The organism is Variovorax sp. S12S4 (assembly GCF_023195515.1).
Lineage (GTDB): Bacteria > Pseudomonadota > Gammaproteobacteria > Burkholderiales > Burkholderiaceae_C > Variovorax.
Window position 1 is genome coordinate 2,263,554 of sequence record NZ_JALPKR020000002.1, and the last position, 13,485, is coordinate 2,277,038.

13 protein-coding genes and 1 pseudogene are annotated in these 13,485 nt (G+C 69.0%); 5 read left to right on the forward strand and 9 right to left on the reverse strand.

Features of this window, described 5'->3' with window-relative positions; translation table 11 throughout:
* Positions 1–6: 6 nt before the first annotated feature.
* Positions 7–1,602, forward strand: coding sequence for an RNA polymerase factor sigma-54 (rpoN, locus tag M0765_RS11170; protein WP_258503722.1), 1,596 nt, complete (start codon positions 7–9; stop codon positions 1,600–1,602).
* Positions 1,603–1,629: 27 nt separating this feature from the next.
* Here the strand turns inward: rpoN and M0765_RS11175 are convergent, their stop codons facing one another.
* Entirely contained in the window at positions 1,630–2,271 is a 642-nt protein-coding gene (locus M0765_RS11175) for a LysE family translocator (protein ID WP_258503724.1), read from the reverse strand.
* A gap of 104 nt (positions 2,272–2,375) precedes the next feature.
* Here M0765_RS11175 and M0765_RS11180 point away from each other — a divergent pair, with 104 nt between their 5' ends.
* Positions 2,376–3,626, forward strand: a complete 1,251-nt coding sequence (locus M0765_RS11180; protein WP_258503725.1) for a THUMP domain-containing class I SAM-dependent RNA methyltransferase — start codon at positions 2,376–2,378, stop codon at positions 3,624–3,626.
* Positions 3,627–3,649: 23 nt separating this feature from the next.
* Here the strand turns inward: M0765_RS11180 and M0765_RS11185 are convergent, their stop codons facing one another.
* A complete protein-coding gene (locus M0765_RS11185; RefSeq protein WP_258503726.1) occupies positions 3,650–4,240 on the reverse strand; it encodes a surface-adhesin E family protein in 591 nt (196 codons plus the stop codon).
* Between M0765_RS11185 and M0765_RS11190 the strand changes: the two genes are divergently transcribed.
* The gene (locus tag M0765_RS11190) at positions 4,233–4,637 is read left to right on the forward strand and encodes a putative toxin-antitoxin system toxin component, PIN family (RefSeq protein WP_258503728.1); all 405 of its coding nucleotides are present in this window, start codon (positions 4,233–4,235) and stop codon (positions 4,635–4,637) included. The two genes, M0765_RS11185 and M0765_RS11190, sit on opposite strands and share 8 nt — an antisense overlap.
* Before the next feature lie 10 nt (positions 4,638–4,647).
* Here the strand turns inward: M0765_RS11190 and M0765_RS11195 are convergent, their stop codons facing one another.
* Positions 4,648–5,565 (reverse strand): hypothetical protein, encoded by a 918-nt coding sequence (locus M0765_RS11195; protein ID WP_258503729.1) that lies wholly within the window; start codon positions 5,563–5,565, stop codon positions 4,648–4,650.
* The gene (locus M0765_RS11200) at positions 5,562–7,259 is read right to left on the reverse strand and encodes an FMN-binding glutamate synthase family protein (protein ID WP_258503730.1); all 1,698 of its coding nucleotides are present in this window, start codon (positions 7,257–7,259) and stop codon (positions 5,562–5,564) included. Before M0765_RS11200 ends, M0765_RS11195 begins: the two co-directional genes overlap by 4 nt.
* A gap of 56 nt (positions 7,260–7,315) precedes the next feature.
* On the opposite strand from M0765_RS11200, the gene M0765_RS11205 reads away from it, so the two are divergent.
* Positions 7,316–8,098: a UPF0149 family protein gene (locus tag M0765_RS11205; protein WP_258503731.1), complete on the forward strand. Its 783-nt coding sequence runs from the start codon at positions 7,316–7,318 to the stop codon at positions 8,096–8,098.
* A 25-nt stretch (positions 8,099–8,123) separates the two neighbouring features.
* On the opposite strand, the gene M0765_RS11210 is transcribed toward M0765_RS11205, so the two are convergent.
* The 4 genes from M0765_RS11210 to M0765_RS11225 all read right to left on the reverse strand — a co-directional run bounded on the left by M0765_RS11210 (position 8,124) and on the right by M0765_RS11225 (position 10,135).
* A complete protein-coding gene (locus M0765_RS11210) occupies positions 8,124–8,417 on the reverse strand; it encodes a GNAT family N-acetyltransferase (protein WP_258508218.1) in 294 nt (97 codons plus the stop codon).
* Between the two features lie 18 nt (positions 8,418–8,435).
* A complete protein-coding gene (locus tag M0765_RS11215) occupies positions 8,436–8,930 on the reverse strand; it encodes a nuclear transport factor 2 family protein (protein ID WP_258503733.1) in 495 nt (164 codons plus the stop codon).
* 99 nt (positions 8,931–9,029) lie between these two features.
* Entirely contained in the window at positions 9,030–9,557 is a 528-nt protein-coding gene (locus M0765_RS11220) for a CinA family protein (protein ID WP_258503734.1), read from the reverse strand.
* Positions 9,551–10,135, reverse strand: coding sequence for a phosphatidylglycerophosphatase A family protein (locus tag M0765_RS11225; protein WP_258503735.1), 585 nt, complete (start codon positions 10,133–10,135; stop codon positions 9,551–9,553). The genes M0765_RS11220 and M0765_RS11225 overlap by 7 nt, the downstream gene beginning before the upstream one ends.
* A gap of 136 nt (positions 10,136–10,271) precedes the next feature.
* On the opposite strand from M0765_RS11225, the pseudogene M0765_RS11230 reads away from it, so the two are divergent.
* A pseudogene (locus M0765_RS11230) lies at positions 10,272–11,749 on the forward strand (MFS transporter).
* Between the two features lie 16 nt (positions 11,750–11,765).
* On the opposite strand, the gene M0765_RS11235 reads toward M0765_RS11230, so the two are convergent.
* Positions 11,766–13,469, reverse strand: coding sequence for an FAD-dependent oxidoreductase (locus M0765_RS11235; protein ID WP_258503736.1), 1,704 nt, complete (start codon positions 13,467–13,469; stop codon positions 11,766–11,768).
* Positions 13,470–13,485: the final 16 nt, after the last annotated feature.

The following is a 13,485-nucleotide window of genomic DNA, read 5'->3' on the forward strand; positions in this document are numbered from 1 at the left end:
GTCTCCATGAAGCAAGGGCTGTCCCTTCGCGTCTCGCAGCACCTGGCGCTCACGCCCCAGCTGCAGCAGTCGATCCGGCTGCTGCAGCTCTCCACGCTCGAACTGAGCCAGGAAGTGGAGCAGATGCTCGACGAAAACCCGTTCCTCGAACGCACCGCGGAAGAAGCGGCGCGCGAGGAATTCGGGCTCGACGCCGTCGACACCCCCGCTCCGCGCGATGAAGCGGCGGAGGCCGGCGAGGGCGACTTCGCTTCGCTGCCGGCCAGCAGCGCGACCACCTCCACCGCCGAAACCAGCACCTCCGCCACCGACGCCGACACCCCCGCTGCCGACATTGCCGAGCGCGAGCCCGACTGGGAAGGCGACGGCACCGTCGACATGGCGCCCGACGACAGCGAGTGGGGCGGCGATGCGCCCGCGCGGCAGAACAACCTCGGCGACGACGAGCGTGCCGACGCCACCGAACTCGCGCGCAGCCAGGAGTCGCTGCAATCCTTTCTGCACCGTCAGGCGCTCAGCCTGCGCCTGAACGAAAACGACAGCGCCGCGCTGCGCTTCCTGATCGAATCGCTCAACGACGACGGCTACCTCGAAGATTCGCTGCCCGCCCTGGCCTCGGGCCTTGCGGGCGACGACAACGACCAGTTCGACGAACTGGTCCACCACTTTCAGGTGGCGCTCGGCCTGCTGCAAAGCCTGGAGCCCGCCGGTGTTGGTGCGCGCGACCTGGGCGAATGCCTGAGCATTCAACTGCGTGCGCTGGCCGGCAAGGACGAGACCGAGGAACAGGCGCTGGTCCGCAAGACCGCCATAGCCATCTGCAAGCAGCCGATGGAGCTGCTCGCGCGGCGCGACTTCAAGCGCCTGGCCACGCTCACCCGCACCAACGAAGACCTGGTGCGCTCGGCGCTGCAGATCATTTCGCGCCTGGAGCCCAAGCCGGGCCGCCGTTTTGTCGACGTCGAGCGCAACATCGTGATTCCCGACGTCATCGTCACCAAGATCGGCCGCGGCACCAACGTCAAGTTCCGCGTCATGCTCAACCCCGAGGTGATGCCGCGCCTGCGCGTGCACGACATCTACGCCGGCGCGCTCAAGTCGCACAAGGGCGAGGGCAGCCAGGCGCTGTCGCAGCGGCTGCAGGAAGCGCGCTGGTTCATCAAGAACATCCAGCAGCGCTTCGACACCATCCTGCGCGTGAGCAATGCCATCGTCGAGCGGCAGAAGAGCTACTTCGTGCACGGCGAACTCGCCATGCGGCCGCTGGTGCTGCGCGAGATTGCCGACGAGCTCGGCCTGCATGAATCGACCATCTCGCGTGTGACCACGGCCAAGTACATGGCCACGCCGTTCGGCACGGTCGAGCTCAAGTATTTCTTCGGTTCGGCGCTCGGCACCGAGACCGGCGGCAACGCGTCGAGCACCGCCGTGCGCGCGCTGATCAAGCAGTTCGTGAGCTCCGAGAGCATCAAGAAGCCGCTGTCGGACAGCCAGATTTCCGAGATGCTGAAAGAGCAGGGCATCGAGTGCGCACGCCGCACGGTAGCCAAGTACCGCGAAGCGCTGCGCATCGCGCCGGCCAACCTGCGCAAGGCCTTGTAGGCCGAAGCTTGCCGGCCGGAGGGCCGCTCAGCCGCCCCGCGCCCCGGACAGCAGCTTGACGCCCAGCAGCACCATCACACCGCCCGCCGCGCGGTCGATCCAGGCCTTGTAGCGCAGGTAGGCCGAACGCGGTGCCGCCGACGAGAGCGCCAGCGCGACGATCGAATACCAGCCCGTCTCGATGCAGAAGATCACGGCCGGCACCGCGAGCGCCAGCGCCAGTGGCACTTCGCGCGGCAGAAACGCCGCGAAGATGCTGGCGTAGACCACGGCGGTCTTCGGGTTGCTGATTTGCGTGCCCATGCCGAGCAGGAACGCACGCCATCCGTTGCCCCGGGTGCCGGGCGAACCCTCTTCCTGCGAAACGGCCAGCGGCTCGCGTGCGCCGCGCCAGATGCGGATGCCCAGGTACACGAGGTACGCCCCGCCGAGCAGCTTCACCCCCAGGTAGAGCGCGGGAACCGCGAGGAAAGCCGCCTGCAGGCCCACGAGCGCGGCAATGGCGAACACGATGCCCCCGGCGCCCATGCCGAGCGCGGCGGCCAAACCGTCGCCGCGCGACGCCGACACGGCGGTGCGCGCGACCATGACGAAGCTCGGGCCGGGGCTCATGGCCCCGACGATCATCGCGCCCGCAATGCCCAGGAGGGGAACCGTGATGTCGTTCATGATTTCGGTGGCTGTACGTTGATTCGGGCCACTATATAGAGAAGCGCCGCGAGGGCGGCGACAATGGCATTCCCCCTGCAGCCGATGACGATGGCGAACCCCTTGTGAACGATCTTTCCCTTTTCCTGCCTTGCGCCGCCGGCGTCGAGGAACTCCTGGCGCAGGAAGTCCATGCGCTCACCGGCCGTGTGGGGCAAGACCTGCTCGCGCTGCGCGGCGGCGTGCGGGTACGCGCCGAGTGGCGCGACATGCTCAAGCTCAACCTGCACAGCCGGCTGGCCCAGCGGGTGCTGGTGGAGCTGGCCCATGCGCCCTACCGCAGCGAAAACGACCTTTACGCCATTGCGAGCGGCGTGGCGTGGGAGATCTGGTTCACGCCCAAGCAGACCTTCAAGATCGAGACCACGGCGCAGCACAGCCCGCTGCAGAGCCTGAACTTTGCAACGCTGCGCATCAAGGACGCCATTGCCGACCGCTTTCGCGCCAAGGCCAACGGCGTGCGCCCGAGCATCGAAACGCAGTGGCCCGACTGCCGCGTGTTCGCCCACCTGACCACCGACCACTGCACGCTCTACATCGACACCTCGGGCGAGCCGCTCTTCAAGCGCGGCTGGCGGCAGGACAAGGGCGATGCGCCGCTGAAGGAAACCCTGGCCGCCGCGATGCTGGCCGCCAGCGGCTGGTGGAACCCCGAAACCGGCGCGGTGGCCGGCGAACCGCTGTACGACCCCTGCTGCGGCAGCGGCACCATCGCCATCGAGGCAGCGCAGATCGCGCGCGGCATTCCGGCCGGGTGGCTGCGGCGCTTCGGCTTCGAGAAGCTGCTGCCGTTCCAGCCGCACGTGTGGGACGCAATCAAGAAAGAAGCCGAATCGGCGGCCACCCCCAAGGAAGTCGCCATCTTCGGCTCCGACGTTTCGCACCGCATGGTCGACTTTGCCGAGCGCAACGCGGAGCGCGCCGGTGTTGCCGATGCCATCGAGTTTCGCGGCGGCGACGCACTGCAGCGCATGCCGCCGGCCGAGGGCGGCGTGATCATGCTCAACCCGCCCTACGGCGAGCGGATCGAGGTGGGCGGCGTGGCGCGCTTCGGTGCCCGTGAGGCCGCGCAGACCTCCGGCCAGCGGGAGGGAGACGAGGGCGGCCAAGGTGGCGATGGCGGCGAGTTCTTTCCGCAGCTTGCGACGCACTGGAAGAAGAACTACGCCGGCTGGACCGCCTGGGTGCTCACGCCCGACCTGAAGCTGCCCAAGCAGATGCGGCTCAAGGAATCGCGCCGCGTGCCGATGTGGAACGGGCCCATCGAGTGCCGGCTGTTCCGCTTCGACATGGTGGCCGGTTCGGCCCGCAAGTAGCCTGGGGTCAGGCGGCGGGCAGGCTACTTCGTCGCGCCCACGCCGCACGCGGCGTTCACCGTCCGCACGGCCAGGTCGCCTGGCAGGCCGGCAAAGTTCATCGGACGGACGTCGGCTTCATCGAACTCGCGCACCGACAGCGGTGGCCCGACGAAGTTCGGCTGCCCGAAATAGGTGGCGCTCACATAGCGCGCCTTGCGCGCGTCACAGTCCACGCTCGCCTTCGCCGCGACGGACCGGAACTTCAGGCCGTCGTCGCCGGTGCGGGGCTCGGCCAGGCTGATCCGCACCGCCACCAGGCGCTTGCTTCCTTCCACCACCACGCTGGTGGGGTCGACCTGCACATAGGTGTTGCCCGCTTCCCCGGCCGAACCGGTCAGGGTGAGCCATTCCGCATGGGCGAGCGGACTGGCGCAGAGGGCGAGCAGCAGGAAAATTCGTTTCATGGTCAGGGGTTGAAGGACGCGGCGCACGGGGTCGGGGAGCAGATTGTGAATGGACTGCGTCGTTTGCGTTTGCGATAGCGCATGGTGCAACATCGGGGTTATTCCAAACGCACAAATTTCCATTTCTCCGGCAGCAGCAAACGCCGCGCCCGACGCCTTCGTGGTCATCGACACCAACATCGCGCTCGACCTGCTGGTGTTCGACAACCCCGATTGCCTGCCGCTGGCCGCCGCGCTTGCCGCAAGCGAGTTGCGCTGGCTGGCCACCGCCTCCATGCGCGACGAGCTCGAGCGGGTGCTCGGCTACCCCCTCATCGCAGCCCGCCTGGCGCGCGGCAACCTGGCGCCGCAAGGCGTTCTGGCGGCGTTCGATGCCCGCGTGCAGCTGGTTGCCGAAACGCCGCCGCGCGCGCCCTGCGTCTGCAAGGACCCGGACGACCAGGTCTTCATCGACCTGGCGGTCGCCCGGCGCGCACGGCTGCTCAGCAAGGACCAGGCCGTGCTGACGATGCGCAAGCGGCTCGCTGCGCAAGGCGTGGTGGTGCAAGCGGTGCTGGCGTTCTAGCCGGCCAAGGCTAGCGGTTGGTCGAAGCCGCCCCGGCCCCGTGCCATCGCCCCAGGAGTCGTGCCACCGCGCGCACGCGCTGCGTGTCGCGGCCCCATCGGCGGCTGGCGGGCAGGCGCTGCGCCCATTTCATGCGCCGGGCCGCCTCGGCGATGCGCCCGCGGACTTCATCGCTCACCTCGGCCAGCGCGGCGTGCCAGTGCACGCCCGCGGCTTCGGGCGCCGCGGCCTCGAGCATCATGGCCGTGGAGTGCAGGTAGCTCAGCCAGTCGCGCGCCTGGCACTCGGCCAGCGTCATGACTTCGGAGGGGTCGTCCTCGAAGTCGATGTAGCCGATGACTCCGTCGGGGCACTGCACCAGGTTGCGGTCGAAAGCCTGGCTCAGGTGCTGGCCGTGCACATGCACCCTGGCAATGGCGGCCAGCCCCTCGCGCCACACGGCCAGCAGCGCCGCCGGCCCGGCCGCCGCGGCCTGGTCCAGCTTTTCCTGCAGCACCACGGTGTTGCGGCCGCTCTCACCCAGGTCGGAAATCAGCAGGCCGTCCGGTTGCTGCGCCAGCACCGCGGGCACGCGCAGGCCCGCCGCCGCCAACTGCCGCAGGCGCCGGGCCTCGGTGGCAATGGCCGCTTCGCCGCCCGGATTGGGCACCGGCTTGATGATGTCCAGCCGCGCCATGCGCGCGACCGCCGCCATCACGCGGTAGCCCCACTTGCCGTGGCGCGGGCCGGCCTTCTTGAGCCACACGCGCTCGCTGCCCAGGCGGTGGCTGGCGACGTTCTTCTGCTGTTTGGGCAAGGCGGCGCGCAGAAACTCGGCGTAGTCGCCCGGCCCCGGCACGAATGGCTGGGCATCCAGCGGCGCCGGCGCCGAGGCCGCACCCTTGGCGCTTTGCAATCGCGCCGACCCGCCGCGTCGCAACGGGTTCATGCGGCGAGCGCGAGACTCGACACCAGGCCGTGCGGCCCCTGTGTCACGGGCTGGAAGCTCTCGGCGCTGGCCAGAGGCCAGTAGGTTCGGAACACGTTGTGCTGCTTGTCGAGCGGGCCGAGCAGGGCGCCCGGCTGCACCTGCATGACCAGGTTGCTCAAGAGCCGCACCTCGGTGTCGGAGATGCGCCGCACGATGTGGTGCGCGGTGATCTGCTGCGGATGGTCCAGCCCCGCGGCCTGCACCAGCTCCTGCAGCGCATGCAGGGTGCTGCGGTGGAAGTTGCGCACGCGCTCGGCCTTGGTGGGCACCACCAGCGCCTGCTGGCGCACCGGGTCTTGCGTGGTCACGCCGGTGGGGCAGTGGCCGGTGTGGCAGCTTTGCGCCTGGATGCAGCCCAGCGCCATCATGAAGCCGCGCGCCGCATTGCACCAGTCGGCACCCAGCGCCATCATGCGCGCCACGTCGAAGGCCGTGATCACCTTGCCGGCGCAGCCCAGCTTGATGCGGTGGCGCAGGTTCACGCCGATGAGCGTGTTGTGCACCAGCAGCAGGCCTTCCTGCAGCGGCGCGCCCACGTGGTCGCTGAACTCCACCGGCGCGGCGCCCGTGCCGCCCTCGGCGCCGTCCACCACGATGAAGTCGGGCGTGATGCCGGTCGCCTGCATGGCCTTGACGATGGCGAACCACTCCCACGGATGGCCCAGGCAGAACTTGAAGCCCGTGGGCTTGCCGCCCGAAAGCTCGCGCAGCCTGGCGATGAAATGCATCATCTCGATGGGCGTGCCGAACGCGCTGTGCGAGGAGGGCGAGATGCAGTCCACGCCCACCCGCACGCCGCGCGCGGCCGCGATCTCGGGCGTGACCTTGGGGGCAGGAAGCACACCGCCATGGCCGGGCTTGGCGCCCTGGCTCAGCTTGATTTCGATCATCTTCACCTGCGGATCGCGCGCATTGGCGCTGAAGCGCTCGGCGTTGAAGGTGCCGTCGTCGTTGCGGCAGCCAAAGTAGCCCGAGCCGATTTCCCAGATCAGGTCGCCGCCGTGCACGCGGTGGTGCTGCGAAATGGAGCCCTCGCCGGTGTCATGCGCAAAGCCGCCCATCTTGGCGCCCTGGTTGAGGGCGAGGATGGCATTGGCCGACAGCGCGCCGAAGCTCATCGCAGAAATATTGAACACGCTGGCGCTGTAGGGCTGTGTGCAGACCTGGGCGGGATTGGCCTCCGTCGGCTGCGGCGTGCCGCCGATCACGATGCGGAAATCGTGGTTGTCAAGCCTGGTCGGCTGCATCGAGTGGTTGATCCACTCGTAGCCCGCAATGGTCACGTTCAGCTGCGTGCCGAAGGGCCGGTTGTCGGGGTCGCCCTTGGCGCGCTGGTACACCAGCGAGCGCTGGGCGCGCGAGAACGGCGCGGCCTCGGAGTCACTCTCGATGAAGTACTGCCGCATTTCCGGCCGGATGAATTCGAGCAGAAAGCGCAAATGGCCGATGACCGGGTAGTTGCGCAGGATCGCGTGGCGCGTCTGCCGCAAGTCGTGCACGCCGGTGGCGCTGAGCGCGCCGAAAACCACCAGCGCCACCCAGGCGAACCACAGGTGCGGGGACACCAGCACGGCGGCCAGGCTGGCGACAAGGCCCGCCACGCACAGTGCAAAGGCGCTGTAACGCGTCGGAAACGGAATAATCGTGGACATGGGGTGAAATGACTGCCGGAGCCTGCTGCATCATAGAGGGCTGCCCGGAACTTGCCATGACCAACACCAACGACACTCCCCAGGCCGCAGCGCCCGCTTCCGCTCCCCTCGGCCCCGACGATTTCGACGCCCTCGATCAGGCGCTGGACGCCATGCGCGAGCACGACGAGGAAATTCCCCAGTGGGAGTTCTGCGAAGGCTTCATGGCCGCGCTGATCTGCACCCGCCGCCCCATCGAACCTTCCGAATACTGGCCCGTGCTGCTGGGCGACGGCTTCGTGCCCGCGCAGCACATGGAATTCGTCTGGAACTGGAAGCGCCGCTGGCTCGAAATCGAGCAAGGCCTGGATGCCGACGTAGAGTCGCTCGAGGACGAGCGCAGCTGGCAGCCCGAGGTGCTCGACACCCGCGGCGCCATCGCCTCGCTGCCGGACGAAGAGCGCGCCGAGATCGAGGGCGAGGAAATCCCCTCGTTCGCCCAGGTGTGGGCGCTGGGTTTCATGTACGCGGTCGAGAACTGGCCCGAAGACTGGGCCGCGCCGCGCGACAAGGAAGCCGCGCAGATGCTGAACGACGCGCTCGACAACATCGTTGCGCTCACCGAGGACGACAAGGCCAAGCCCACGCTCTCGATGTACAGCGACGATGCCCCGCCCAGCGTGAGCCAGCAGCGGCTGGACGACTTCGGCGCCGCCATCTGGGCCGTGTACGACCTGCGCCAGCTCTGGAAGAGCCTGGGGCCGAAGGTCGAGACCATCCGCAAGGAAGCGGAGCCCGGCCGCAACGACCCGTGCCCCTGCGGCAGCGGCAAGAAGTACAAGAAGTGCCACGGCGCCTGACCCAGGCAGCCGCCGCACGCCGCCTTCAGATCTTGAAGGCGCGCTGGACGTCCGCCCGCACCAGGTCCGCGTATTCGCGGTGCTTGCGGATGTAGCCGGCAATGAACTGGCACACCGGAATCACGTGCAGGCCCTTGGCGCGCGCCTCATCGAGCACATGCCGCGCAATGCCCGAGCCCACGCCCTTGCCCTCGTGCTCGGGCAGCACCTCGGTGTGGGTGAACATGATGGCGTCGGTCAGCAGGTTGTATTCGGCGTAGGCCGCAAGCTGGCCCTCGAGCGCGGCTTCGTAGCGGTGCTGGGCTTCGTTGTTGGTGATGGCGAGATTGGTTGTTGCTCATGGTTGGCGTGCGAGATAGGTGGCGAGATTGGTGGCTGCGGTGGCGCGCACTTTCTTGCGCAGCATCGGCGTCCAGCCGAGAAGGAGCCCGGGTGCGCCCAGCGCCTGGCGCGACCACGCCCAGAAATTGAAGCTGTCGCGGTGCGCGGCAATCAGCCCGTCGGGCGTGAAGCCGAAGCGCGCGTCGATGCTGTTGTCGACCAGCCGGCCGGTGGCGCTGAAACGGTAGTGCGCGTCCCAGTGCGCCTGGCCGCTGGTGTCGTCGGCATGCACGTCGCGCCACGTCAGCTTCCACACGTCGGCACCTCCGGCCTTGGTTGCGCTGCAGAGCATGCGCCACATGCCGCCCACCTGCTGGCGCCCGCGCAATGAAAAGGCTTCGTCGTCGAATTGCGCATCGCTTGCATAGCAGGCGGCCATGGTGGCGGCGTCCAGCCGCGAGAACGCCTCGTAGAAGCGCTCGATGGTCTGGGCATTGGCTGCTGCTGTCATTGAAGTGTCTTTCTTATGGATGACGTGCGATGGCTGCGTGGCCGAAATGCGGCGCAGCGCGAAATCATAGACGGCGGCATTCGCGGCGCGCGTTCTGGTCTAGGGGCCGAGCAGTCCGGCCAACGTTTGCAGCGCGTAGTGCACCGTGGCCGCGCGCACCGCGGCGCGGTCGCCGTCGAAGCGGCGCCGCTCGGTGCGCACCTGCCCGTCGACCGACCAGCCGAACCACACAGTGCCCACCGGCTTGTCGGGGCTGCCGCCGGTCGGGCCGGCCACGCCGGTCACGGCCACCGCCACGCGTGCGGCCGAATGCGCGATGGCGCCCATGGCCATCGCGCGCGCCACGGGTTCGCTGACTGCGCCGTGGGCTTCGATCAGCGCGGCATCGACGCCCAGCAACTCGGTCTTGGCGGCGTTCGAATAGGTGACAAAGCCGCGCTCGAACCAGGTGCTGGAGCCCGCCAGTTCGGTGCAGGCGCCGGCGATGAGCCCACCGGTGCAGCTTTCGGCCGTGGCGAGCATCCAGCCTTTTTTCAGCAGCAGCCCGGCCGTGGCGGCGACGAGGGCGGGCGTGTCCAGGTCGGCAAGAAAGTTGAAGGGGGCCGAGGGTTCCATCGAGTTCACCATGCGCGCCAGAGCGCAATGACCAGCAGCGTGCAGAACGCCGCCACCAGGTCGTCGAGGATGATGCCGAAGCCCGCGCGCCACCAGCGCACCTCGGCGGCATCGCGCTGCTTGAACAGCCCGTCCGCCCAGGCCACCGGCCCCGGCTTGGCGGCATCGAAGAAGCGGAACAGCCCGAACGCCACCGCCTGCGCGACAAGGCCGGCCGGCGTAACCAGCCAGAGCACGATCCAGAACGCGACCACTTCGTCCCACACGATGCTGCCCGGGTCCGCCACGCCCATGTGGCGCGCCGTCACGCTGCAGGCCCACCAGCCGATGGGCAGCGAAGCGAGGATCACCCAGCCGATGGTGGCCGGCGTGAACCACAGCTGCATGACCACGAAGGCCGCCCAGGCCCAGAGCGTGCCGACCGTGCCCGGTGCCACGCGCGGCAGCCCGGAGCCGAAACCCAGGGCAATGAAGTGCGCAGGGTGCGAGAGCAGGAAGGCCTTGGTCGGCCGGCCGGGCGCTCCCACCGGAATGGGGCCGGACGATGAAGGAGACGAGGAAGAAGAAGGAGGCGGAGGAACGGCTTGCATCACGGCGAAGTGTCGCGCATCCGCGGGCCGGCTTAAGCCCTCTATTTATCAAAGCTTTATCTTGTTTAATTGATCGGCGCGGCCTAGTATCGAGCCCTCTTTCGACATTCGCCTCCTTTGCCGGGGCGCCGCCCCCATGCCTGCCGCACCCGCCGCACCCAGCTCCGCCGCCGATTCCGCTTTGCCGGTTTCCGATCCCTCCACTGCCGCGTGGGGCGACCTGTTCCGGGGCCGCAACGGCTGGCGCGCCGTTGCGCTGACGGGCGGCGTGGCGCTGCATGCGGTCAATGTGCACATCGTGACCACGGTGCTGCCCTCGGTGGTCGCCGAAATCGGCGGGCTCGACTGGTATGCCTGGAGCACCACGCTCTTCGTGGTCGGATCGATCGTCGGCGCCACGCTCTCGGTGCGCCTGCTCGCCGCGTTGGGGCCGCGCGGTGCATGCCTTGCGGCGCTGGCGGCATTCACCGCCGGGTCGATCGGCTGCGCGCTGGCGCCGGCCATGCCGTGGCTGCTCGCGGGCCGCACGGTGCAGGGGTGGGCGGCGGCCTGCTGGCCGCGCTGAGCTATGGGCTGATCCAGCTGGTGTTCGCGCCGCGGCTGTGGTCTCGCGCGGTGGCGCTGGTGTCGGGCATGTGGGGCGTGGCCACGCTCTGCGGCCCGGCGGTCGGCGGCCTGTTCGCACAGGCGGGGCACTGGCGCTGGGCGTTCTGGTCGCTGTTGCCGCTGGCGGCGCTGCAAGCGCTTTTGGTCGCGGTGCAGTTGCGGCCCGCTGCGGGCGTGCGGCATGTGCGCCCCGCCGGCATGCCGCGCATCCCCGCATTGCAGATCGGCTTGCTGGCGGCGTCGGTGCTGCTGATCGCGGCGAGCGAGTTCGCGCCCGTGCTGGCTTGGCAGGCCGTCGGCGTGGCGGCGGGGCTCGGGCTCGGCGTCGCCGCCACCCGGGTGGACGGGCGCGCCGCGGTGCGGTTGCTGCCGACCGGCGCCTATGCGGTGCGCGCGCCGATGGGCGCCATCTATGCCGGCGTGGTGCTGCTGATGATCGGCACCACCACCGAAATCTTCGTGCCGTACTTCCTGCAATTGCTGCACGGGCACTCGCCGTTGCTGGCGGGCTACCTCACCGCGGCCATGGCAGGCGGCTGGAGCGCGGGTTCGCTGCTGTCGTCGGGGCGCAGCGGCGCGGGCGCCGATCGCATGCTGCGCGCGGGGCCGGTGGCTTGCGCGCTGGGCCTGGCGGCGCTGGCCGTGCTGATGCCGGGGCATGGCCGCCTTGCCGCGGGTGCCGAAACACTGCTGGTCGCCATCGCCTTGGGCGCTGTCGGGCTGGGCGTGGGCATCGGCTGGCCGCACCTGGTCACGCGCGTGATGTCGCTCGCGCCGGCGGGGCAGGAAGGCCTGGCCTCCGCCTCCATCACGACCGTGCAGCTCTACGGCATGGCCGTGGGCGCGGCGGTTGCGGGGCTGGTGGCAAACGCGGCCGGCCTCACCGCTCCGGGCGGCGTGGCGGGTGCGCGCTCGGCTGCCTTCTGGCTGTTCGCGAGCTTCGCGCTCGCACCGGCGCTCGCGGCATGGCTCGTCGCCCGCTTCGCGACCGCCGCACGCAGTCGATGAGCGCGCGCGGCGCGGCTCAGGCAATCACGCCTTCCCACCTCAGCAGCCGCCTGCGGCCCTGAAGATGCCGCCTCTCGCCGCGCAGCTGCGCCACCAGTTCATAGGCGTCGGGCGGCACATAGGCACCGCGCCAGGCCACGTGCTGGTCGGCGCGGCACAGCACCAGCCGGTGCATGTACGCGGCCGGCACCTCGGCCGCCTCGATGTCGACCACGGTGAGCGGCATGTCATAGGCGCGCGCCGCGCGCTCGAGCGCCGATACATCCGCGCTGCGATCGAAGCGCAGCAGCGTGTAGCCCGGCCCGAAGGCGTCGTAGAGCGAGCGCCCATCGCCAAGCCAGAAGTGCGGCGCGCGGCAGCCCGGCACGGTGGAGGGCGTGAAGCCGCCCATCGAATAGGCCGGCGCGGTGTGCTCGCCATCGGCCACGATGATCGGCGAGCCGGTGTAGAAGTAGCCGAAGTTCAGGCCCGCGCAGCAGAACTGCTGCACGTTGAGTTCGTACGCCTCGCGGCCGATCTCGGCGCGCAGCGCATCGCCCTCGGGGCCCGGTGCCTCGATGTCGTGCGGCACGGCGCGGCGTGCGCGAATCATCTTCTGCGCATGTTCCATCGCAAAGTTCGACACTTGCTCGGTGATCGGCAGGCGCTCGGCTTCGTAGGCATCGAGAATGCCTTCGTCGCCCCAGCCGCGCACGCAGGCCGCGAGCAGCCACGAAAGGTTGAGCGCATCGGCAATGCCCGCGTTCATTCCGTATCCCGCGTAGGGCACCCACAAATGCGCCGCGTCGCCCGCAAGGAACACGCGGCCTTCGCGAAAGCGGTTGGCCACAAGTCGGCGCCCCACCCAGTCTTCCTTGCTGATGATCTCGTACGAAAAATCAGGCCCCACACCCAGGATTTCGCGCAGCGACCTGTCGCGGTCGACCGAATCGAACTCGGGCTCGTCGGCGTTCAGGTGGTTGTGCACCAGCCAGGTTTCCTGCCCGTCGATGGCAAACATCGTGCCGCAGCGGCGCGGGTTCATTGCGTAATAAGACCACGCGGGCTTGCCTGGCATGAGCGCGCGCAGCTGCGGCGCGCGAATGAAGGTCGACTGCACGCGCTGGATCACGGCCGTGCCTTCCAGTTGCGCGCCGATCTGCTTGCGCACGGCGGAGCTGCCGCCGTCGCAGCCCACCATGTAGCGGCATCGAATGGTGTGCGTCGCGTGGCTGTCCAGATTGAGGGCTGCGGCGCTCACACCGCCGCTGTCTTGCGTGAGCGCCGTGAACTGCGTGCGGTTCAGCAACCGCACGCCGGGCAGCGCCGCCGTGTGCCTGAGCAGGATCGGCTCCAGGTAGATCTGGTTGATGCGGTGCGGCGGCTCGGGCGTGGGCCAGCGCGCATCCGGTCCTTCGGTTTCGGTATACCGGTCGCGCCGGCACGGAATGGGAATGCGCGCGAGCTCCACGCCCGTGGCGCTGGTGCGAAACACCACGTCGTTGGGATAGTCGGCCGGCAGCCCCGCGTCGCGCAGCTTCTGCGCCACGCCCAGGCGGCGAAACTGCTCCATGGTGCGCGAGGACACGTGGTTGCACTTCACGCTCGGCGCCTCGGCGAACCGGCGGGTTTCGCAAATGATGACCGAGAGGCCGTGCGAGACCAGGTCCATGGCCAGCGTAAGGCCCACCGGGCCCGCACCGACGATCAGCACGTCGGCTTCGAGATTCTTGTCTGTCATGGTCTGTTGAACCCCT

Coding starts and splice junctions, on each gene's coding strand:
- M0765_RS11185 (WP_258503726.1), bottom strand. CDS start 4,240: ATGACCACGAAGGCGTCGGGCGCGGCGTTTGCTGCTGCCGGAGAAATG.
- rpoN (WP_258503722.1), top strand. CDS start 7: ATGAAGCAAGGGCTGTCCCTTCGCGTCTCGCAGCACCTGGCGCTCACG.
- M0765_RS11215 (WP_258503733.1), bottom strand. CDS start 8,930: ATGACAGCAGCAGCCAATGCCCAGACCATCGAGCGCTTCTACGAGGCG.
- M0765_RS11235 (WP_258503736.1), bottom strand. CDS start 13,469: ATGACAGACAAGAATCTCGAAGCCGACGTGCTGATCGTCGGTGCGGGC.
- M0765_RS11225 (WP_258503735.1), bottom strand. CDS start 10,135: ATGCAAGCCGTTCCTCCGCCTCCTTCTTCTTCCTCGTCTCCTTCATCG.
- M0765_RS11200 (WP_258503730.1), bottom strand. CDS start 7,259: ATGTCCACGATTATTCCGTTTCCGACGCGTTACAGCGCCTTTGCACTG.
- M0765_RS11195 (WP_258503729.1), bottom strand. CDS start 5,565: ATGAACCCGTTGCGACGCGGCGGGTCGGCGCGATTGCAAAGCGCCAAG.
- M0765_RS11175 (WP_258503724.1), bottom strand. CDS start 2,271: ATGAACGACATCACGGTTCCCCTCCTGGGCATTGCGGGCGCGATGATC.
- M0765_RS11205 (WP_258503731.1), top strand. CDS start 7,316: ATGACCAACACCAACGACACTCCCCAGGCCGCAGCGCCCGCTTCCGCT.
- M0765_RS11220 (WP_258503734.1), bottom strand. CDS start 9,557: ATGGTGAACTCGATGGAACCCTCGGCCCCCTTCAACTTTCTTGCCGAC.